General features: G+C 67.0%; 18 protein-coding genes and 1 pseudogene. 12 read left to right on the forward strand and 7 right to left on the reverse strand.

The window, feature by feature from the left end:
- Positions 1-348: pseudogene (locus tag IT540_RS05835) on the forward strand (hypothetical protein); the annotation flags it as partial.
- Between the two features lie 43 nt (positions 349-391).
- Positions 392-3,772 carry a helicase HerA-like domain-containing protein gene (locus IT540_RS05840; protein WP_291174420.1) on the forward strand — a complete coding sequence of 1,127 codons (3,381 nt, stop codon included), beginning with the start codon at positions 392-394 and terminating at the stop codon, positions 3,770-3,772.
- A 617-nt stretch (positions 3,773-4,389) separates the two neighbouring features.
- On the opposite strand, the gene IT540_RS05845 is transcribed toward IT540_RS05840, so the two are convergent.
- A complete protein-coding gene (locus IT540_RS05845; protein ID WP_291174422.1) occupies positions 4,390-5,367 on the reverse strand; it encodes a beta-ketoacyl-ACP synthase III in 978 nt (325 codons plus the stop codon).
- A 51-nt stretch (positions 5,368-5,418) separates the two neighbouring features.
- Between IT540_RS05845 and mutT the strand changes: the two genes are divergently transcribed.
- Positions 5,419-5,826 carry an 8-oxo-dGTP diphosphatase MutT gene (gene mutT, locus IT540_RS05850; protein WP_291174424.1) on the forward strand — a complete coding sequence of 136 codons (408 nt, stop codon included), beginning with the start codon at positions 5,419-5,421 and terminating at the stop codon, positions 5,824-5,826.
- 8 nt (positions 5,827-5,834) lie between these two features.
- Positions 5,835-6,347, forward strand: a complete 513-nt coding sequence (locus tag IT540_RS05855) for a GNAT family N-acetyltransferase (protein WP_291174426.1) — start codon at positions 5,835-5,837, stop codon at positions 6,345-6,347.
- Positions 6,348-6,549: 202 nt separating this feature from the next.
- On the opposite strand, the gene IT540_RS05860 is transcribed toward IT540_RS05855, so the two are convergent.
- Complete coding sequence (locus IT540_RS05860; RefSeq protein WP_291174428.1) at positions 6,550-7,437, reverse strand: methyltransferase domain-containing protein; 888 nt, start codon at positions 7,435-7,437, stop codon at positions 6,550-6,552.
- A 262-nt stretch (positions 7,438-7,699) separates the two neighbouring features.
- Here IT540_RS05860 and IT540_RS05865 point away from each other — a divergent pair, with 262 nt between their 5' ends.
- The 4 genes from IT540_RS05865 (at position 7,700) to IT540_RS05880 (ending at position 10,197) form a co-directional block, all read left to right on the forward strand.
- Positions 7,700-8,500: a ComF family protein gene (locus tag IT540_RS05865; RefSeq protein ID WP_291174430.1), complete on the forward strand. Its 801-nt coding sequence runs from the start codon at positions 7,700-7,702 to the stop codon at positions 8,498-8,500.
- Between the two features lie 129 nt (positions 8,501-8,629).
- The gene (grxC, locus tag IT540_RS05870) at positions 8,630-8,893 is read left to right on the forward strand and encodes a glutaredoxin 3 (protein WP_291174432.1); all 264 of its coding nucleotides are present in this window, start codon (positions 8,630-8,632) and stop codon (positions 8,891-8,893) included.
- A 3-nt stretch (positions 8,894-8,896) separates the two neighbouring features.
- Entirely contained in the window at positions 8,897-9,772 is an 876-nt protein-coding gene (locus IT540_RS05875) for a carbon-nitrogen hydrolase family protein (RefSeq protein WP_291174434.1), read from the forward strand.
- A complete protein-coding gene (locus tag IT540_RS05880; protein WP_291174436.1) occupies positions 9,769-10,197 on the forward strand; it encodes a DUF1178 family protein in 429 nt (142 codons plus the stop codon). Before IT540_RS05875 ends, IT540_RS05880 begins: the two co-directional genes overlap by 4 nt.
- Before the next feature lie 101 nt (positions 10,198-10,298).
- Here the strand turns inward: IT540_RS05880 and IT540_RS05885 are convergent, their stop codons facing one another.
- Complete coding sequence (locus tag IT540_RS05885; protein ID WP_291174438.1) at positions 10,299-11,327, reverse strand: chemotaxis response regulator protein-glutamate methylesterase; 1,029 nt, start codon at positions 11,325-11,327, stop codon at positions 10,299-10,301.
- Between the two features lie 305 nt (positions 11,328-11,632).
- On the opposite strand from IT540_RS05885, the gene IT540_RS05890 reads away from it, so the two are divergent.
- Positions 11,633-12,025 carry a response regulator gene (locus IT540_RS05890; protein WP_291174440.1) on the forward strand — a complete coding sequence of 131 codons (393 nt, stop codon included), beginning with the start codon at positions 11,633-11,635 and terminating at the stop codon, positions 12,023-12,025.
- 90 nt (positions 12,026-12,115) lie between these two features.
- Here the strand turns inward: IT540_RS05890 and IT540_RS05895 are convergent, their stop codons facing one another.
- Positions 12,116-13,090: a KpsF/GutQ family sugar-phosphate isomerase gene (locus tag IT540_RS05895; protein WP_291174441.1), complete on the reverse strand. Its 975-nt coding sequence runs from the start codon at positions 13,088-13,090 to the stop codon at positions 12,116-12,118.
- Positions 13,091-13,185: 95 nt separating this feature from the next.
- On the reverse strand, positions 13,186-14,211 hold the full coding sequence (locus IT540_RS05900; RefSeq protein ID WP_291174442.1) for an NAD-dependent epimerase: 1,026 nt from the start codon (positions 14,209-14,211) through the stop codon (positions 13,186-13,188).
- A gap of 271 nt (positions 14,212-14,482) precedes the next feature.
- Between IT540_RS05900 and modB the strand changes: the two genes are divergently transcribed.
- From modB to cysQ, 3 genes are read left to right on the forward strand one after another with little or no spacing between them, the layout of a single operon-like run.
- Positions 14,483-15,187 carry a molybdate ABC transporter permease subunit gene (gene modB / locus IT540_RS05905; protein WP_291174443.1) on the forward strand — a complete coding sequence of 235 codons (705 nt, stop codon included), beginning with the start codon at positions 14,483-14,485 and terminating at the stop codon, positions 15,185-15,187.
- Positions 15,184-16,305: a molybdenum ABC transporter ATP-binding protein gene (modC, locus tag IT540_RS05910; protein ID WP_291174445.1), complete on the forward strand. Its 1,122-nt coding sequence runs from the start codon at positions 15,184-15,186 to the stop codon at positions 16,303-16,305. The genes modB and modC overlap by 4 nt, the downstream gene beginning before the upstream one ends.
- Positions 16,305-17,126, forward strand: coding sequence for a 3'(2'),5'-bisphosphate nucleotidase CysQ (gene cysQ / locus IT540_RS05915; RefSeq protein WP_291174446.1), 822 nt, complete (start codon positions 16,305-16,307; stop codon positions 17,124-17,126). Before modC ends, cysQ begins: the two co-directional genes overlap by 1 nt.
- A 480-nt stretch (positions 17,127-17,606) precedes the next feature.
- On the opposite strand, the gene IT540_RS05920 is transcribed toward cysQ, so the two are convergent.
- Positions 17,607-18,263: a response regulator transcription factor gene (locus IT540_RS05920; RefSeq protein WP_291174447.1), complete on the reverse strand. Its 657-nt coding sequence runs from the start codon at positions 18,261-18,263 to the stop codon at positions 17,607-17,609.
- Positions 18,260-19,669, reverse strand: coding sequence for an ATP-binding protein (locus tag IT540_RS05925; RefSeq protein ID WP_291174448.1), 1,410 nt, complete (start codon positions 19,667-19,669; stop codon positions 18,260-18,262). Before IT540_RS05925 ends, IT540_RS05920 begins: the two co-directional genes overlap by 4 nt.
- Between the last annotated feature and the right edge of the window lie 485 nt (positions 19,670-20,154).

Below are 20,154 nucleotides of genomic sequence, written 5' to 3' on the forward strand. Positions count from 1 at the left end.
GCCAACGATCCGGTGCCGCCGGCGGCGGAAAGCCCGCCGCAATCGCTGCGCCCCGATCTTTCGGAGTTCGCTCGCGCCGTGAAGGCGGCCGCCGCCGCGCGCGCCGAGGGCTGGCCCGGCAGCCGCAAGGCATTCATCTCGCATGTCTGGGACACCATCCGCACGGGCCACCCGTCCTGGCAGGTCTCCGAGATCGAGTTCAAGTGCATGCTGGCCGAGGCGCATCGTGCAGGTGCCCTCGTCCTCGCCAACGCCGACCTCAAGGACAAGCGGAGCCGGGAGGACCTCGAGAGCTCGGCCGTCCCCTACAAGAACACCGTCTGGCATTTCGTGCGGGTTGAAGAGTAGAGCCCGATGATTTTTTTGAATTGCGTTGGAGACCGTAGACAGCATGCAGCAGGACGTCGTCGAAGCCCAGGGCGCGGATAAGCTGTCCCAGGCTTTTGAGCACAGCATCACCTGGGAGGATGACATCTGGCGGGCCGATCCCGTCGATGTGCCCGAGGTGCATGTGAAGGCGCGCCGCAAGTTCGCCGATCTGCTCTCCGAGGTGACGGGCGGGCGCGGCGGCGCGGCCACGCAGTCGCGCATCCTGCTCTTCCACGGCCAGTCCGGCGCCGGCAAGACACACCTCCTGCGCGCGCTGCGCACGGCCGCCCACCGCGAGGGCAAGGCCTACTTCGGCTACGCCCAGATGACGCCCGACGTCGCCAACTACGCCGACTACTACCTGCGCCGGCTCGTCCACTCGCTGGAGAAGCCCTACGACCCGGACAACGAGGGCGAGAGCGGCCTCGCTCGCCTCACCGCGCGCCTTGTCGGCGATTCCGACGTGCTCTCGAAAGCCGATCTCAAGGCGCTGCGCGACCAGCAGCTCTCCGACGAGCACTTGGCGAGCCTCATCCTGCGCCTCGCCGACGAGGTCGTCGCGAGCCCCAAATTCCGCGACCTCGAGCTCGACATCAACATCGTGCGCGCCCTCCTCTACCTCGAGCGCAAGGACCCACGCATCGATCAGCGCGTGCGCCAGTACCTGTTCGGCCGCCAGCTCACGGCGCTGGCGCATCAGGCCGTCGCCGCGCTCGATCCCAACACCGGCGAAGACCGCGCCTTCGAGATCATCACCGCGCTCGGCATGCTGATGTGGACCGTCGAGCGCGCCGCTCTGGTCTTCTCCATCGACCAGGTCGAAGACCTGCGCTTCTTTGACGACGCTGAGGAGCGCTTCCAGAAGGCCGCGCGCGACCTGATCCAGATCGCCAACCGGCTGCCGAACGCCATCATCATCATCTCGTGCCTGGAGGACTTCTACGGCCAGGTGCGCGGCGTCCTCGCCCAGTCCTATGTCGACCGCATCGAGAAGTCCGGCCCCGTGCCGCTGCTCGAGACGCGCACGCCTCAGGAAGCGCGCCTGATCATCGCCAAGCGCCTCGAGCAGATCGCCGAGCAGGGCGGCGGTCTCGGCTTTCCGGATCCCGCCCAGTATTTCGGTCCCGACTTCTTCGAGGAGTTCGGCGGCCTTTCAACCCGCCGCCTACTGGAGCATGCCCAGAGCCGCCTGCGCGACAAGGCCGCGCCGGAGCCCGACGACGAGCCCGCGGCCGACCAGGGCTCTTGGACCTCGACGCTGGCGTCCGTCCTTGGCGGCATTTTTGGCGGCGCTGAGGCGAGCGAGTCCGCGCGCCCGCTCTCTCCGTCCGTCGACTACCGCGACGCCTGGGAGCGCTTTCAGAGCGCCTCCGAGGCCGAGATCCCGTCCGACGAGAACGAGCTGATGGACGTCTTCGCCTCAGCCCTCGCGCTCGCTCGGGAGGAGTGGGGGAGCACCATCAAGCTCAACGTCGGGCGCCTCGAGGTCTCCGACGAGGTCCCCGGCATCGACGTGCGCGTTAGCCACAAGTCCGGCCACATGAGCGAGCTGCGCGTCTTCCTCTGCAACCGCCCGACGCAGGGCGGCGGCCTGACGCGCCAGCTCGACAAGGTGCTGCCCATGCCCGCCGGCCGGAGCTGCGTCATGCTGCGCGCCAGCGACTATCCGCCGAACCGGAAGAACCAGACCGCGCAAGCGTTCCGCAAGTTCCGCGACGCTGGCGGCCGCCAGTTCCTGATCCCGATCCCCGAGTGGGAGCGCATGATGATGGTGCGCGAGTTCCACGCCCACTATCGCAACGACCCTGGGTTCCAGGCGTGGTTCGAGGACGCCAAGCTGCTCTCGAACATGATCTCGATCATCAACATCCTGCGTCTAGACCTGCTCGGCCGCACGCTGCCGAAGACGGTGCGCGAGGCCGAGGTAGCGCCCGACGCACCGCCGGTCGCCAGCGCCCCGGCCGCCGCGCGCCCGACCGATCCCGCGCTGCCGCCGCCCTGGTCGCTCGGAGGCGCCGCCGCCGAGCCGCTGCCGGCAAACGACGACGAGCTGCCGCTCTCCGTCCTGCTCGACGAGACCGGGAATATCGGCACCAGCATTCTCGCGGGCCGCGAGCTGGGCGGACGCGGCAAGCCGGTCACCCTCAACATGAACGTGCTGAAACGCCACGCGGCCGTGCTCGGCGGCTCGGGCTCGGGCAAGACCACGCTCGCACTCTGCATCATCGAGCAGCTTCTGCTGCGTGGCATCCCGGCCGTGCTCATCGACCGCAAGGGCGACCTCTGCAGCTACGCCAACCCCGACGTCTGGCGCGCCAACGACGACGAGTTCGGCGAGCGCCGCGGCGAGCGCGAGCGCCTGGCCGACGCCATCGACGTTGCCGTCTACACGCCGGGCCGCTCCTCCGGCCGCCCGATCTCGATCACGCTGCTGCCGAACGGCATCAACGAGCTTCCCGATCACGAGCAGCAGCTTCTCGCCAACCTATCGGCGGCCGCCCTCGGCGATATGCTGCATCTGAAGAACTCGGCCACGCACCAGAAGCAGTCGGGCACGCTGTCGGTGGCCTTGCGCATCCTGGGCTCTCGCCACAGCCGCGAGGTGACGCTCGGCGACCTGATCCATCTCCTCGAGGACGAGGATCCGGAGCTGACCGACCTCACGCAGCGCATGGACCCCTCGGGCAAGATCCGCCGCGATCTCGTGGCCCAGCTCGACAGCCTCCGCCACCGCAACGCGGCGCTGTTCGAGGGCGGCGGCGAGAGCCTGCGCATGGAGAGCCTGCTCGGCCTCGGCCCCTACGCGCGCGACGGCCGCACGCGGCTCTCGATCATCTACACGGGCTTCCTCGGCGACAACGAGAACATCCTGTTCTGGGTCTCGCAGTTCCTGTCCGAGGCGCTGCGCTTCTGCCAGCGCAACCCGAACGACGAGCTGCAGGCCGTCGTCATGTTCGACGAGGCCGACCTCTACATCCCGGCCAACGCCAAGCCGGCCACCGCCGAGCCGCTGCAGAGCTTGCTCAAGCGCGCCCGCTCGGCCGGCCTCGGCCTGATGCTGGCCACGCAGTCGCCGGGCGACCTCGACTACAAGAGCCGCGATCAGATCACGAGCTGGTTCATCGGCCGCGTGCGTGAGGACACGGCGCTGAGGAAGCTCAAGGCCGCGTTCCAGAGCGAGAGCGGTCTCGACCCGGCCGCCGTGCTGCCCGGCCAGACGGTCGGCGAGTTCCACCTCGTGCAGGAAGGGCTCGTGCGGAGCATGAAGGCGCAGCGCTCGCTCATCGAGGCCGAGCAGGTGCCGTTCGACCGCATCGAGCAGCTCGCGCACGAAACCAAGGGTCAGGACGAGCGCCAGCTCCGTCTCTTCGATGCCGTGCGCACTTCAACGGCCCGGCGCTGATGGGCAGCAAGGAATTCCGACGAAAGATCTGTGGCTGAACAGCAACAAAATGTATGCGCATCCGGCTCACGCGTCTCGGAGTAGGGGCTTCCTCATGCCGGCCTTGCGCACAATTAAGCTTTCACGCGGTCTACGAAGATTTTGAAATAGCGAAACAATTATTTTCGCCCTAGAGCCGCCCACTGCATTGCAATACATCGCGCTCGCCATCGCGAAACGACATTGTGGCCAAATTGGGAATATCCCGTGAAAGAATATTTTTCTTATTGTATTATGGCCTTGTTTCGCGGGTGAGGGGTCCTCGCGTGACAGGAAAAGACACCGGCGAAGGGTGGGCGGCTTCGCGGTGGGTGCGTGGAGTGCGGGGTTTGTTGTGTTATGCTTGCTCGATCATTCTTGATGCTCGTCGTCGCCACCTTGTTGGGTCCGGCCGTTGGTGTGGGGCTTTTCGTCCTCCTCAACACGATGTAGCAGCCAGCCGCAGCGCGATGTCAGACGTGACCGTTCGAACCTCATCGGTTTGAAGCGTCGGCCGTCGATTTGAGCGCAAAAGCGCTTTGCTTAAAACGCGTGATTTGGCACGGGCGATGTTGCGCGTGGGTTTGTGGTCGCAAGCCTTAAACCTCGAGCACGACCGCGCCGCCGGTGAGCCCGGCGCCTGCGGCCGAGAGCAATAGCCGCTCGCCCGGCCGGAACGGGCGTGCCTCTGCCGCGAGCGAAAGCGTGAGCGGGATCGTCGCCGCCGAGCTGTTGGCAAAAAGCGCAACCGACGAAAGCATTTTCCGGTCCGGCACGCCGAGCTGCCGCTGCGCCGCGCCGATGATGCGCGCGTTCGCCTGGTGCGGCACGAAATGATCGATGTCGTCGATCGTGAGACCGGCTCGCGCAAGCGCCGTCCCCGCCGCATCCGTCATCATCTTGACCGCGCGGCTGAACACCTGGCGTCCGTCGCGGATGTGCATGAGCGTCGCCTCGGCGCCGAGACCGTCGACGAAAGGTCTGCGGCTGCCGCCCGCCGGGATCTGGATCAGGTCATAGGCCGATCCGTCCGAGGACAGATGCACGCCGCGCACCCCGGCCGTATCCCGCTCAGAAGGGACGAGCAGTGCCGCGCCCGCGCCGTCGCCGAACAGCACCGCGCTCACGGGATCGTCGAGATTGAGCCGCCGGGAGAGGATGTTGGCCGCGATCACGAGCGCCGGTGCCCGCTGCCGGCGCACGAAGCCGTCGGCGAAGGTCAGCGCATAGAGGAAGCCGCCGCAAGCGCCCGCCATGTCGATAGCCCCGGCGCCTGTCGCGCCTATGCGGTGCGCGACCAGCGGCGCCGTGGGGGGCAGCAGATGATCCGGCGTCGACGTCGCGAGCGCGACCAGCCCGATCGCGCCGCGGTCGATCCCGGCCCCGGCCAGCGCCATCTCGCCCGCCTTGACCGCGAGGTCCGACAGCGCCTCGTCCGGAGCCGCGAAACGCCGCTCGTGGATGCCGGTACGCTGCTCCGTCCAGCCGGTCTCCACGCCGAGCCGCGCCTCGATTTCCGCATTTGTCACGCGCCGCTCGGGCGCATAGTGTCCGAGCGCGAGAAGTGCCGATCCCATGCCCTCCGTCTACAGGTCGAGCTCCCGGCCGCACAAGGTCCAAATCAACTCATGACTAAGCCGATTTTGCTGGTGGCGGCCGTCGCGCTCGTCGACCCCGACAACCGGGTTCTCATTTCCAGGCGTCCCGAGGGAAAGAGCCTGGCCGGCCTGTGGGAGTTTCCGGGCGGCAAGGTCGATGCCGGCGAAACGCCCGAGGGCGCGCTCCGCCGCGAGCTCGAGGAAGAGCTCGGAATCGACGTCTGCGAGACGTGCCTCGCACCGTTCACATTCGCGAGCCACGGCTACAAGGATTTCCACTTGCTGATGCCGCTCTACCTCTGCCGCAACTGGGACGGTGACGTGGAGCCGCGCGAGGGACAGGAGCTGGCGTGGGTGCGCGCCAAGCGGCTCGCGGACTATCCGATGCCGCCGGCCGATGCGCCGCTGATCCCTTGGCTCCGCGACCTGCTGGGATAGGAGCGGTCATGCAAATCGAGCTTGAACGCGGCCTGTGGCGGCCGATGACGACAGCAGACATGCCGGCCGTATGTGCCGTCGGCGATGGCATCCATGTCGCCTACCCCGAGGACAAGGCGGTATTCGTGGAGCGCCTGCGCCTCTATCCGGCCGGCTGCGTCGCTCTAGAGCTGGACAGCAAGCTGGCAGGCTACGCCATTACCCATCCCTGGCGCTATGCCGAGCCGCCGGCGCTGAACGTCATGCTCGACGCGCTGCCGGAGCGTGCGACGACCTACTACATCCACGACATCGCGTTGCTGCCGGAGACGCGCGGCAGCGGCGCCGGCTCGGCGATCGTGAACGCGGTAATCGCGCACGCCGAGACGATCGGGGTCTCGAACGTATCCCTGGTCGCCGTGAACGGCTCCGTCCCGTTCTGGAGCCGCTTCGGCTTCGCGGTCACCGAAGAACCCAAGGTCACGGCCAAGCTTCTGACCTATGACGCCGACGCCCGCTTCATGGTCCGGACGCTCGGCTAAGACGGCCCGCGCACTGACCGGCCAGCCTCCGCTCTCGGTTTGTCACCCCGGCCAAGTGAAGCGCAGCGGAACGCAGAGCCGAGGCCCAGGGCGGAACACGCAACTGTTGGAGCTTTGGTGGCCCCTGGGTCCCGGCTCTGCGCGCCGTCGCCGTCGCGGCGACGACGCTTGGCCGGGATGACATCGTGGGGAAGGGCGCGCGTTAGATCTTCCGCTCCTTGACACCGAGCGCATCGGCGAGGCGGGCTTGCGCCGTGCCGGGCGCGAGCGGCTTCGGCTGGCTCTCGTGCGGCGCCCAGGCCGTGAGCGTCAGGATCTCGAATGTCGCCGGCACACGCTCGTCGTCGCCCCCGAACCGCTCGGCGTAGATCTCCGCCGCTCGCATTAGCAGCCCCCGCGTCACCGGTACCCGCCGCCTGTCGGCCAGCATGTTCGAACCGCCCATGTGCTTGAGCTCCTGCATCAGTGCCAGCGGGCTCGCATAGGTGACGATAACCGTGTCGGAATCGACCACCGGCAGCGCGAAGCCTGCCCGCTGCAGAAGTCCGCCGAGGTCGCGCACATCGGCGAAGGGTGCGACGCGCGGCGAAGCCCCGCCCGCGAGCTCGTCCTCGGCGGCGAGCCACGCCTCGCGCAGCTCCGCGAGCGTGCGCCCGCCGAGCAGCGCGGCGAGAAGCAGGCCGTCGGGCTTCAGCGCGCGGCGGATCTGGATCAGCGCGCCGGGGAGGTCGTCGACCAGATGCAGCGACAGCCCCGACACGGCGAGGTCGAGCGTGCCCGGCGCGAACGGCAGCGCGTCGAGCCGCGCCAGCACGCGCGGTGCCGGCGCTTGCGCGAGCAAGGCCGCCGCCGGATCGAGCGAGACAAGGCGCCCGACGTTCGGCGCGGAAGCGATCCGCCGCCCGAGCACGCCGTGATGCGAGCCGATATCGGACGCCACGGCGAAATCGCGCCGCACGATGGCGAGCCGCTCCGCAACGTCGTCGGCCACCCGTTGCAGAAGAAAATCGTGCGATGCCGCAGAGCCCGCGGCCCGGTTGCGCCGGGCCGTGAGCAGGGACGCATCGAAAATGGCATGCGGCTCGGTCATCGGAGGCTTATAAGCTCCTCGGTGCAACGCTTCGGATGCTGCCAATCCAGGAATTTTACCGGGTTACCGAAACGAGCGGCGTGCAATGCGGCGACGTGTCTGGATCCCGGCCTTCGCCAGAGTAACGGAATTGGGGGCACGCGCTCTGCCCCAAGCAACGTCATCCCGGCGGAGGCCGGGATCCAGACACGCCGAAGACGGGGACGGCGACGTTTCCACCTTGGTTGAAAAGACTCTAGCATGCGGCGCGGGAGGGTGAAGCATGGTCGAAAGGGGCGCAGACGACGGCGCCAGGTCGGAGGACGGGCCCACCGCTCCGGGCCTTTTCCGCCGGGCCTTTCGCGCGCTCTCCGACATCGTCATGCCGCCGGTTTGCCTAGTCTGCCGCACGCCGGTCGGTGCGCACGACGCACTCTGCGCTCATTGCTGGTGCGACATCGATTTCATCCGCCCGCCGCTCTGCGACCGCCTGGGGATACCGCTGCCCTTCGATACCGGCGGCACCATGATCTCCGCCGCGGCCGCAGCCGACCCGCCGCCCTACGACCGCGCCCGCGCCGTCGCGGCCCACGCGGGCGCCATGCGCACGCTGGTGCATGCGCTCAAGTTCCACGACCGTCACGACGTACGCCGCCTGCTCGGCAAATGGCTCGTGGAGGCCGGCCGCGAGATGGTGGCGGAGACGGATGTCGTCGTTCCCGTCCCGCTCGCGCGCTGGCGACTCCTGGTCCGCCGTTTCAACCAGGCCGCCATCCTGGCGAGCGAGGTCGCGCGCTTGACGGGGCTCGGCTACGAGCCGCTGCTGCTCGCCCGCACCCGGTCGACCTCGAGTCAGGTCGGGCTCTCGCGCGGGGAGCGTCGCCGCAACGTAGCCGGCGCCTTCGCCGTCCCCCCGCGCCTCGAGGCCCGCGTACGGGGGCAAAGGATCCTGCTCATTGATGACGTTATTACCACCGGATCGACGGTCGGCGCCTGTGCCCGCGCCCTGCGCCGGGCCGGGGCCGCGCGCGTGGACGTTCTTGCGCTGGCGCTGGTGACGGACCGCGCCCTGATCCCATCCTGAGACCGTACGGACACTGGAAAAATGCCGCAAATCGTTGTGACATACGGCGGTGCTGCACTTTGCAGCGTCGCCCTGCAAGGCTACATTTCGTAGGAAGGACGGAGCCGGCCGTCGAGGACCTTGGGAGACATGGCCAAAGTCACGATCTACACCACCATCCTTTGCCCCTATTGCCATATGGCAAAGGAGCTCCTGCGCGCCAAGTGCGTGGCCTTTGACGAGGTGGACGTCACCGGCAAGGCCGCACTGCGTGCCGAGATGAGCTCCAAGGCCGGCGGTCGCAGCACCGTACCGCAGATCTGGATCGGCGACCGGCACGTGGGCGGCTGCGACGACCTGATGTGCCTCGAGCGCAGCGGCAAGCTCGACCCGCTTCTCTCCGCGAGCCACTAGAGGATGTCCGCAAGCGGTCCTTCGAAGACGTTCCGCGCCGGCCTCGTCCAGATGTGCTCGGGACGCGATGTGGCGCGCAATCTTCGCGACGCGACCGCTCTAGTCCGCGAGGCGGCGAGCGGCGGCGCGGCCTATGTCCAGACGCCTGAAGCCACCAACCTGATGGAGCTCGATCGCGAGCGCCTGTTCGCCGCCGCCGCACCCGAGAACGCCAACGCTGGCCTCCAGCAGCTTGCGGATCTGGCGAAGGATCTCGCGATCTGGCTGCACCTCGGCTCGATGGTGGTCAAGGTGAGCGAGACCAAGCTCGCCAACCGCGCCTACCTGATCTCCCCTGCGGGCGAGGTGAAGGCGCGCTACGATAAGATCCACATGTTCGACGTCGATCTCCCGAACGGCGAGGTCTACCGCGAGAGCACGAACTACAAGCCCGGCACGCGCGCCGTCGTCGCCGACCTGCCGTGGGGCGGGCTCGGCTTCTCCGTCTGCTACGACCTGCGCTTTCCTAACCTCTATCGGGCGCTCGCCCACGCCGGCGCGTCGTTCCTGGCCGTGCCTGCGGCCTTCACGCGCATTACCGGGGAAGCCCATTGGGTAACCCTCCTGCGCGCCCGCGCCATCGAGGCGCAGTGTTTCGTTCTCGCGGCGGCACAGGGCGGATTGCACGAGCACGGCCGCGAGACGTTCGGCCACAGTCTCGTCGTCTCCCCGTGGGGGCATATTCTGGCGGAAGGGGGCGTTCATCCGTCAGTCATTTTCGCCGATATAGAGTCTGGCATGATCGAGGACGTCCGGTCGCGCGTGCCGTCCTTGCGGCACGATCAGGAGTTCGACGTCGTTCGCGCGGACAAGGAAACCGCGGCGGAGGTTGCGTCATGATCAAGTTCAGCCTCGTGTGCCGCAAGGGCCACGAGTTCGAAGCCTGGTTCAAGAGCGGGGCTGCCTACGAGGCGCAGACGGCCCGCGCGCAGGTCGTGTGCCCCCACTGCGGCAGCCACGACGTGGACAAGGCCATCATGGCGCCGGCCGTTGCCACGCGCATCGCGAGCATGCCGGCCGGTGAGCCGCAGCCGCCACCTTCGGTCCACGATCGGGCGCTTTTTCTGCGCCAGGTTCGCGACGAGATTCACGCCAAGGCGGAATACGTGGGTGGGCGGTTCGCCGAGGAGGCCCGCCGCATCCACTTCAACGAAAGTGCCCCGCGCGGCATCTACGGCGAGGCGACCGCCGACGAGGTGAAGGAGCTTGCGGAGGACGGCGTCCCCTTCTTCCCCGTGCCCCGCCTTCCCGAGGATTTCAACTAGGGTCTTTCGGGTTTCGATTGAAGCGGAGTGCCGTGCCCCCTCACCCGCGCAGCTAAGCTGCGCGGGTGAGGGGGCACTGCACTATTGGGGCATAGGACCTTTTAGCAGCCGAGCGCGGAGCGGATGCGCTGGCCGATCTGGTCGAGCGGCAGAACCTCGTCCGCGCCGCCCGCTTCGACCAGCGTGCGCGGCATGCCGTAGACCACCGACGACGCCTGGTCCTGCGCGATGTTGTAGGCGCCGAGCTTAAGCAGCTTCCCGAACTCGGCCGCGCCGTCGCCGCCCATGCCCGTCAGCATGACGCCGAGCACGTTCTTTCCGAAGGCGCCGCGCGCGCTCTCCGCCAGCACGTCGACCGAAGGCTTGTACAGGCTCTCGCCATGGTCCGGGCTGATGCGGATCTCCGTTGCCGTGACGCGGGTCTGCATGCCACCGGGCGAGATGTAGACGGTACCCTTGACGAGCGCCATGCCGTCCTCGGCCTCGATCACCTTGGGCTTGCAGAGATCGTCGAGCCGCTGCGCCAGCGCCTTGGTGAAGTTCGGCGGCATGTGCTGGGCGACGACGAGCGGTACCGAGAGCGACTCGGGAAGCTGCGAGAGCACGGTCTGCAGGGCCTGCGGTCCGCCGGTGCTGGACCCGATGATGCAGATCTTGGCGTTGACCCGGGCGCCCGCGGCCGCCCGCGGCGGAGCGGTGGGGCGCACCACGACGGTCGGCTTCGGCGCCGAGACCCGCGCCTTCTGCGTCTTGGCTTCGACCGCGGCGAGGAGCTTCTCGTGGATGCGGTCGACGCCGCGCGATTTCGGGATGAAGTCGACGGCGCCGAGCGCCAGCGCTTCGAGCGTGATGGCGGCGCCCTGCTCGGTTCGCGCCGAAAGCATGATCACGGAGGCCGTACTCTGCCGTACGATCTCGCGCAGCGCATCGAGGCCGTTCATCACCGGCATGTCGATGTCGAGCGTCACCACGTCGGGCTTCAGTTGAAGCGTCTTCTCGACGGCATCGCGTCCGTCGACGGCGGTGCCGACGACCTTGAAGCGTGAATCGGCTTCAATCTTGGCCGGCAGGACGCCGCGCATGAACGGGGAGTCATCTACGACCAGTACGCGAATAAGCGGTGCCGACATGCGCGCGTTTCCTTGCCGGTGTCGAAGGCGGGCACCGGCCCTGTTTCTCATCGGGCCCGGACGCATGTGCCAATGCCCAGGGGTCCTCATGGAAACACATAGTTAACTCGGAGAAGTTTCCATTCCGTTACGTCCGAGAACGCGGCCGGCAGTATGGCTGATATAGATCGTTCTCTGAAAGATCCGATTAATACTATCGCAAGCAATCTACCGGCATACTTCGCGGGCATCGACAGAGCGCGTTGTGCGTGCGGCTCCGAGAGCGTGGGCTGCCGGGCACGTGATGGGTTAAGGGGAAAAGGGTTATGAGCGCGAACGACATGCCTGTACTCGTCGTCGACGATTACAGCACCATGGTGAGGATCATCAAGAAGCTCTTGAAGCAGATCGGTTTCGAGAACGTCGATGACGCCTCGAGCGGCGAGGCGGCGCTCCAGAAGATCAAGGCGAAGCAGTATGGCCTGATCATCTCCGACTGGAACATGGAGCCGATGACGGGCTACGAGCTCTTGAAGGTCGTTCGCGCCGACCCGGAGATGGGCAAGACGCCGTTCATCCTCGTCACCGCCGAATCCAAGCAGGACAACATCAACGCCGCCAAGAGCGCAGGCGTGAGCGGCTACATCATCAAGCCGTTCAACGAGAAGGTCCTAAAGGAGAAGATCGACCTCGCGCTCGCGACGCCCGTCGCGGCCTGAGACCGCCCAACGATCGCATGAAATTCAAGAACCCCGGACCGAAAGTCCGGGGTTTTTTGCTGCGTGATTGTTCGGGTCCGCAATGCGCCCCTACATGTAGCCGCGCTGCATGAGGTCCTTGGTGTGCAGCACGTCGACCACCGTATCGCCGTCGACGACCACCACGTTGGCGATGCGCCGCTCCTTCATCAGCGACACGGCGGTGCTCATCAGGTCCTCGACGCTGACCGTCACCGGCCGCGTCGTCATGATGGCCTGCGCCGTCTTGGAGAACATGTCGGGCGAGAACGCACGCCTGAGATCGCCCTCCGTGATGAGCCCGAGCAGGCGGTTGGTGCCCTCCTCGGTCACCACCACACAGCCGCGCTGGCCCTCGGCGAGCTTGATGACCACATGGCCCAGGAGCTCGTGCGGCGCGACCATCGGCACCGCGTCCTTGAACTCGTCCGTATAGCGGCGCACCGAGGAGAGCAGCAGCCCGAGCCGCCCCCCTGGGTGCAGCTTGCCGAAATCGGAGTCCACGAAAGAGCGCTGCTCCATCAGCAGCACCGCCAGCACGTGGCCGGCCGCCAGCGTGATGACCGCCGAGGAGGTCGGCGCCAGATTGTTGGGGCAGACCTCGTTGACCCTGGGCAGGCGGAGGCAGATGTCGGCGCCCTGCGCGAGGCGGCTCTGGTCGTTGGCTGTCATGCAGATGACCTTGACGCCGTTGGCCGAGCAGAAATCTACGACCGGAAACAGCTCCTTCGTCATGCCGGAGTTCGAGATGGCGAGCACCACGTCCTGCGCGGTGATCATGCCGAGATCGCCATGGGAGGCTTCGGCGGCATGCAGGAAGAAGGAGGGCGTCCCGGTCGAGGCGAACGTCGCCGCCAGCTTGGCGCCGATGTGCCCAGATTTCCCGACCCCGGTGCCGATCAGGCGCCCTGGGCAGGCCTGGATGAGCCCCACCGCCTTGATCAGGCTGTCGTCGAAGCTGTCGCGCAACTGCGCCATCGCCCCGATCTCCTGATCGACGATCGAGCGGGCCCGCTCGACGAGCTGCGCTAGGTGTTCTGGTCGCATGCAGGATGCCTCTATGCGGAAGTTCGCCGCGCCCGGGCGGGGCACGAGGTTACTGATCATCGCCGTTCCGGCCTGTCAAGGCGCCGGCAACGGCCTTACACGCGATAGTAGTCGCGGTACCAGTCGACGAAGCGCGCGATGCCGTCCTCGAGCCGCGTTGCGGGCCGATAGCCGACGTCGCGCACCAGGTCCGTGACGTCGGCGGCCGTCTCGGGAACGTCGCCCGGCTGCAGCGGCAGGAAAGTCATCTTGGCCTCCCGTCCGAGGATGCGCTCGAGAATCCTGATCATCGCCAGGAGATCCGCGGGCTCGGCATTGCCGATGTTGTAGAGGCGGTAGGGCGCGCTGCTGGTTGCGGGATCGGGCGCGCGGCTGTCCCAGTCGGGGTTCGCCGTGGCAGGCATTCCCGCGACGCGCACAACACCCTCGACCACATCGTCGATATAGGTGAAGTCACGCCGCATCTGGCCGTTGTTGTAGACCTCGATCGGCTCGCCGGCGAGGATCGCGCGCGTGAACTTGAAGAGGGCCATGTCGGGGCGTCCCCACGGGCCGTACACGGTGAAGAAGCGCAGTCCCGTGACCGGCAGCCCGTAGAGATAGGCGTAGCTGTGCGCCATCGCCTCGTTGGCCTTCTTCGTCGCGGCGTAGAGGCTCACGGGATGATCGGCTCCGTGATGCACGGAGAACGGCATCAGCGTGTTGGCGCCATAGACAGAGCTTGTCGACGCATAGGTGAGGTGGCGGACGCCGCCGCGCCGGCATCCTTCGAGGATGTTGCCGAAGCCTACGAGGTTTGAGTCGATATAGGCGGCAGGATCGTCGAGCGAGTAGCGCACGCCGGCTTGCGCTGCCATGTGCACAACGAGGCTAGGACGCGTCTCGGCGAACAGCCGCGCCGTGGCGTCGCGCTCTGCGATGTCCAGCCGATGGAAAGCGAATCGCTCATGCTCCTTGAGCCGGGCGAGCCGCGCCTCCTTGAGCACCGGATCGTAGTAGGCATTGAGGCTGTCGACGCCGATGACGGTTGCGCCCCCCTCGAGGAGGGCACGGGCGACGTGGAAGCCGATGAAGCCGGCGGCGCCCGTGACCAGGATCTGGCTGTTCTTGTCGAGGTCCAAGCTGGCGCCCCTTCTCTCCGGCGTCTGCGAAAGCGCGCCCCGTGACGCCCCCGTGACGCCCATGACATGCCCGAAGCCCGCCGCGAGCGCAACACGCGGGCGGCGAAGGCGAGCTCCTGGATGATTCGCACCCGCTTACCAGCGTATCCTGCCTGCGGACGCGTAAACCATCATCCGTCTCGCAGGCGCAGGGAATCGGCGTTCGTCTATACTGCTGGTATATTACGGGGACGGCCCCGGCATCCTGCCCGCCGGATCAATCGGATATGCTATGAGCCTCGAGGCGATCACACCGGAAGAGATCGTTGCCATCAAGCTGTCGCTGCGCGTCGCCACGGTCGCTGTGATCTCGAGTCTGCCGGTGGCGATCCTGGTCGCTTACGTGCTCTCGCGCGGCCGCTTCGCGGGCAAGATCGTTCTCGACGGCCTCGTCCACATGCCGCTGGTGCTGCCGCCGGTCGTGACAGGCTATGTGCTGCTGGTTCTGTTCGGCCGCCGCGGTCCGCTCGGCGCCTTCCTGGAGCAGACGTTCGGCATCGTGCTGTCGTTCCGCTGGACGGGTGCCGCCCTTGCCGCCGCCGTCATGAGCTTCCCGCTCATGGTGCGCGCCATCCGCCTCGCCATGGATGCCATCGACCGCCGCAGCGAGGAGGCGGCGGCGACGCTCGGCGCGTCTCCGATCTGGGTGTTCGCGACCGTCACCCTGCCTCTGGCGTTTCCGGGCATCGTCGCCGGGGTCGTGCTGGCCTTCGCCAAGGCGCTCGGCGAGTTCGGCGCCACCATCACCTTCGTCTCGAACATTCCCGGCGAGACCCAGACCATCCCGGCCGCCATCTATTCCTACACGCAGACCCCGGACGGCGAGGCCGGCGCTCTCCGCCTGTCCCTGATCGCGGTGGCGCTCTCGTTTGCGGCCCTCATTGCGTCCGAGCTTCTGGTTCGCCGCTCGGGACAGGCGAGGGCCGGATTCGAATGATCACCTTTTCCTGCCGCCTCGCCCGCCCGCGCTTCGTGCTCGACGTGGACTTCACCGCGCCCGGCGGCTGCACGGCCCTGTTCGGCGCCTCGGGCTCCGGAAAGACCACCGTCGCCAGACTGATCGCCGGCATCGAGCGCCCCGACCGCGGCCGTATCGCCGTCGACGGCCACGTGCTGGTCGACACCACAGCCGGCATCTGGGCGCCCGTGCACAGGCGCCGCGTCGGTCTCGTCTTTCAGGACGGACAGCTCCTGCCGCATCTCTCCGTGCGCCGGAACCTCGCCTACGGCCGCTACTTCGCGCCGGCCGACGCCAAGGGCGTCGATTTCGACGAGGTGGTCGATCTGCTCGGCATCGGCCACCTGCTCGCGGCCTACCCGCCCACGCTGTCGGGCGGCGAGCGTCAGCGCGTCGCCGTCGGCCGCGCCCTGCTCGCCGCGCCGAGGGTGCTGGTGATGGACGAGCCGCTCGCCTCTCTCGATGCCGAGCGCAAGCACGAGATCCTGCCCTTCATCGAGCGCCTGCGCGACGAGGTGGGGCTGCCCATCGTCTATGTCTCCCATGCCGTGGAAGAGGTCGCCCGCCTCGCCAACCTCGTGGTGAGGCTCGCGGACGGTCGCGTCATCGCACAAGGCACGCCTGCCGAGGTCTTCGGCTCTCGCGTTCCCGAGACGACCACCGACCGTTTCGAGGCCATCTCGTTCCTGTCCGGCACCGTTGTGCGCGAGTTGCCGGAGTTCGCCATCTCGATCCTCGCCCATCCGGCCGGCGAGATCGCCATTCCCGCGCTGCTCGGCGGCTCGGCCGGCACGGTGCGCGTGGCCATCCAGGCCACCAACGTGGCCTTGGCGACCGAGAAGCCCCGGCACCACAGCGTGCGCACCGTGCTTGAGGGGTGCGTATCGAGCATCGCGGCCGGCGCGGGCCCCTCCGGCATCGTCACGGTCGAGCTCGCGGGCGGCGACCGGCTGGCCGCCTCCGTCACGCGGCACGCCATCGCCGACCTGGGACTTACCGAGGGGACACAGGTTTTCGCACTCGTGAAGGCCGTATCGATTGACGAGCGCGGCGTAGGAAGGTTCGATGGAGGGAAAGGAAGCAAGGTAAGAGCATAATGCCGGGAGAACGCGACCTCGGGCCTGGAATACGGGCAGAGGTTCTGGAGGTATTCGCGGAGGCCGCATCGCGTGCCGGCGCCATCGTTCTTGCACACCGCGCGCGGGGCTGCGTCGTCGAGACCAAGGCCGATCTCTCGCCCGTCACCGCGGCGGATCGCGAATCGGAGGCGGAGATCCTGACACGTGTGCGTCGGGTGCTGGGAGACATCCCGGTGATCGCCGAGGAATCGGCAAACCGGGGCTTGGCCGGTTTCGATCCCGAGCGGCCCTTTCTCGTCATCGACCCCATCGACGGCACGAAGGAGTTCATCGAGGGCCGGTCGGAGTTCACCGTCAACCTCGCACTCATTCGCAACCGCACGCCGGTGATTGGCGTCATCTACGCGCCGGCACTGGAGATGCTGTACGTCGGCGGCGGTGGCGAGGCCTGGACCGGCTGGCTCGATCCCGGCCAGCCGTTGCGGTCGCTCCGGGGCAAGCGGGCGCTGCACTGCCGGGTGCCCGAGCCGAGCCGCGTCGTGGCCGTCGCCAGCCGCAAGCATCTCGACCCCGAGACACAAGGCTTCCTCGACGCACTGCCGGGCGGCGAGTGCATCTTTCGCGGCTCGTCGATCAAGTTCTGCATCATCGCCGAGGGTCAGGCGGACCTCTACCCGCGCTTCGCCCCCACCAGCGAATGGGACACGGCGGCGGGCGAGGCGATCCTGCGCGCGGCCGGCGGCTCGCTGACGGACCTCGACGGTAAGCCGCTCGTCTATGGCAAGACGGAGACCGGCTTCCTGAACCCCGGCTTCATCGCCCGCGGCCGCACGGTGTGATCTGAAGCAACGCCCAGGCACTTGTCCCGCGCAGCGGAGCGCAGGCCGTCACCTCGGCTTGTGCCGATCGCGGGAGAAGACACGCAAAGAAAAGTCCCCTGCGCTCGGATGACGAGCGCAGGAGACGACTGCACAAGTATCATTAGGAGAAAGGTAACGGGGTCACGGTGCGGCGGCGAACGGCGGATTGCAAGCGGTCGGATGATATGTGAAGGCACGAGGAAAAAGTCCCGTGGCGGCTTTGCATCAATTGATTGATATCCCGGCATGATGCGCGAGTATCATGCGTTATCAATCTGATATCACGGCGGTTTTCCAGACGTTTCTAGACGCGGCAGACGTGCTTGTCGCGACCCTGCGCTCCGCAATCGCGCCCCGCTAAATGCGTCTCGCGGTGGCGCAGGCCCAGCCGAGCTATAGCGATCGGTCGTCATGGACTGAAACCGGGTGGATGAATTTGCGGTGCGCATCGAGGATACATCAGTCCGGCCGCGGGGGATCGACCACCCGCTCGCGTAGCCCCAGATAGAGAAGCTCGATATCGGTGGCGACGGCGAGCTTCTGCTTGATGAGGTAGTGGTTGTTGATAACCGTTTTCGGGCTGATGTTGAGCGCCGCCGCGATCTCGCTCACCGATTTGGTCTCGAGCAGGAGCCGCAGGATTTCGAACTCGCGCGGCGACAGCGATGACAGGGCCGACGAGTTGGCCTCGACGCTGGTGCGGGCCAGTTCCTCGCTCACATCCGGCGAGATGAACGTGCGGCCTGCGAACGCTTCACGGATCGCGGTCACGAGCAGCATCGGCGGGCTGCTTTTCGTCACGTAGGCCTTGGCGCCGGCCTGGAATGCCTGCCTGGCGAATGCCGCACCCTGATGCATCGTGAACACGACGATGCGTGCCGACGGGTCGCGCTGGCGAAGCTGCCTACAAAGGTCGATGCCTCCACGGCCAGGCATCGAGATGTCGATGACCGCCACATCTGGCTGCAACTCCTTGCAGTGCCGGTAGGCCGCCACGCTGTCCTGGGCCTCGGCCACGACCTCGAAGCCGTCCTGCTTCTCGAGCAGGCGCCTGTAGCCTTCGAGCACGATGGCGTGATCGTCGACGAGCATCACGCGAATATGCAGTGTCTTCATGCAGCCTCGCAGCGCTCCTCGGCCAGCGGTATCGTCGCACGCAGTACCGTGCCATGGCCGTTCTTGGAGCTTATCCCGATCCGTCCTCCGAAGGCGGCGACGCGCTCCCGCATCCCCCTGAGGCCGAGGCCGTCGAGGGAGGGGTGTGCGGCATCGTAGCCCTTTCCGTCGTCTTCGATCGTGAGCTCGATCGTGTCCGACGCGGCCTGCTCGCGGCGCGCCAAGGTCAGCGTCACGCGGCGCGCATCCGCATGGCGCGCCGCATTCGTAAGCCCTTCTTGGGCAATCCTGTAAAGGCACATCATGACCGCATCGGGGAGGCCGTCGAAGCGTCCCTCGCCCACGATCTCGAAACGCGTCATGCCCCTCGATCGCCCGTTCCATCCGGAGATGAGCGATCGCAGGCTTTCCTCGAGGCCAAGCTCGTCGATGGCGGCGGGCCGCAGCCGGACGAGTGTGGACCGCAGGGTGTCCATCATGGACATCGAAATTTGCGAGAGCGTGTGCGCATCCGAGGAAAGCTCCGGCGAGCTCCTTTCCGCGCTCGTTTCTATGGACGCCGCTATGGCATTGATCGCGGCCAGCGACTGGCCGAACTCGTCGTGAAGCTCTCGCGCCAGGTGCTGGCGTTCTTCCTCTTGCGCAGTGACGAGGCGTCTTGAGAATTCCCTGCTGTCGGCGAGCGTCGCCTCGAGCGTCGCCGCCATGTGATTGACGACTTCGCTGATCCTCTCGAGCTCGGCGAGCCTGAACGAGGGAAGCCGATATGAAAGCTCGCCTCGCGCCAGCCTGTTAAGGCCGGCAAGCACCGTCTCGGTGGGGCGCAACGCGCGGCGGATGGCATCGAAGGCAAGGATGCTGACGCAGAGCACCGTCAGAATGATGTCCGGCAGCATTCGGCTCATTTCCAGCCAGGCCTGGTTGGGTAGCGCTGCCGGCTCGATAAACGCCGCGACGCGGCCGCTGAACCGCGGGCTCGGCATGAGGGGGGCTTCCACCGCCTCGCCCTGGGAGAACGCGGCGTCATAGAGCGCGCCGAACCACGCCGGATAGGACGGCATGGAGGAGCCGACACAGCTTGCGCGAACGATGCCGCCCTCGACGTCGAGCAACCTGAGGCAGAGCCCTTCGCGCAGGACGTGACCGGCGAGGAAGTCCCAATCCGGAAAGCGCGCCGGCAGCTCGATACCCGCGCTGATCCGCAAGAGCTGAAGGTTGAGGTTCCTCTGGACCAGCTCGGCCGCTCGTCTTGCATCCTCGCGGCCTGCGCGATCGCTTGCGACCACCGCCAACGCGGCGGCAGCGAGAAACGAAAGGAGCGCGCCGAGCGCGACACGCAGCATCACCGACCGTGTGAGGCTGAGCGGCCGCGCCGGGCGCCTCGTGGAAAGAGGCAGAGGGAGCATGGTGCGCCTCGAGAGCTGACTTCCAGGGCGAGGGTAGAGCATGGCCGTTATGGCGTGAAGGAGGGGGCGCCCACGCTCGGGATATTTGCCCGAGCATCTGCGGGACGGAATCGGGTGAAGGCGCGCCGAGGGTTTCCTAGTCTGACCTCCAAGCAAACGTCCGTTGGACGACGGTTCCGGCAAGGGTTGAGGTCAAAGCCGATCCAAGCCGGCGCCCCGGAACCGGCGCCGAACGGTGCCGGGGCGATCCTTCGTACGCATCTCCGCGCCGGGGCCTGCATACACGAGTTCCAACGAAACTTTGCGAGAAGGAGCGCGCGCCATGCTCAGCATCATCCTGTCGGCTTGCCTGATCGCCGACCCGAAGCAGTGCCAGGACTTCAAGATTCCGATCGACGTCCATATGGACGCCGTGCACTGCACGATGGCCGCTCCGCCTGTTTTCGCGCAGTGGGCCGAGGAGCATCCGCAGTGGCAGATCAAGC

It is taken from the genome of Hyphomicrobium sp., from assembly GCF_020852195.1.
Lineage (GTDB): Bacteria > Pseudomonadota > Alphaproteobacteria > Rhizobiales > Hyphomicrobiaceae > Hyphomicrobium_C.

Coding starts and splice junctions, on each gene's coding strand:
- modC (WP_291174445.1), top strand. CDS start 15,184: ATGATCACCTTTTCCTGCCGCCTCGCCCGCCCGCGCTTCGTGCTCGAC.
- IT540_RS05880 (WP_291174436.1), top strand. CDS start 9,769: ATGATCAAGTTCAGCCTCGTGTGCCGCAAGGGCCACGAGTTCGAAGCC.
- IT540_RS05865 (WP_291174430.1), top strand. CDS start 7,700: ATGGTCGAAAGGGGCGCAGACGACGGCGCCAGGTCGGAGGACGGGCCC.
- cysQ (WP_291174446.1), top strand. CDS start 16,305: ATGCCGGGAGAACGCGACCTCGGGCCTGGAATACGGGCAGAGGTTCTG.
- IT540_RS05860 (WP_291174428.1), bottom strand. CDS start 7,437: ATGACCGAGCCGCATGCCATTTTCGATGCGTCCCTGCTCACGGCCCGG.
- mutT (WP_291174424.1), top strand. CDS start 5,419: ATGACTAAGCCGATTTTGCTGGTGGCGGCCGTCGCGCTCGTCGACCCC.
- IT540_RS05895 (WP_291174441.1), bottom strand. CDS start 13,090: ATGCGACCAGAACACCTAGCGCAGCTCGTCGAGCGGGCCCGCTCGATC.
- IT540_RS05840 (WP_291174420.1), top strand. CDS start 392: ATGCAGCAGGACGTCGTCGAAGCCCAGGGCGCGGATAAGCTGTCCCAG.
- IT540_RS05855 (WP_291174426.1), top strand. CDS start 5,835: ATGCAAATCGAGCTTGAACGCGGCCTGTGGCGGCCGATGACGACAGCA.
- IT540_RS05925 (WP_291174448.1), bottom strand. CDS start 19,669: ATGCTCCCTCTGCCTCTTTCCACGAGGCGCCCGGCGCGGCCGCTCAGC.
- IT540_RS05885 (WP_291174438.1), bottom strand. CDS start 11,327: ATGTCGGCACCGCTTATTCGCGTACTGGTCGTAGATGACTCCCCGTTC.
- grxC (WP_291174432.1), top strand. CDS start 8,630: ATGGCCAAAGTCACGATCTACACCACCATCCTTTGCCCCTATTGCCAT.
- IT540_RS05920 (WP_291174447.1), bottom strand. CDS start 18,263: ATGAAGACACTGCATATTCGCGTGATGCTCGTCGACGATCACGCCATC.
- IT540_RS05845 (WP_291174422.1), bottom strand. CDS start 5,367: ATGGGATCGGCACTTCTCGCGCTCGGACACTATGCGCCCGAGCGGCGC.
- modB (WP_291174443.1), top strand. CDS start 14,483: ATGAGCCTCGAGGCGATCACACCGGAAGAGATCGTTGCCATCAAGCTG.
- IT540_RS05890 (WP_291174440.1), top strand. CDS start 11,633: ATGAGCGCGAACGACATGCCTGTACTCGTCGTCGACGATTACAGCACC.
- IT540_RS05875 (WP_291174434.1), top strand. CDS start 8,897: ATGTCCGCAAGCGGTCCTTCGAAGACGTTCCGCGCCGGCCTCGTCCAG.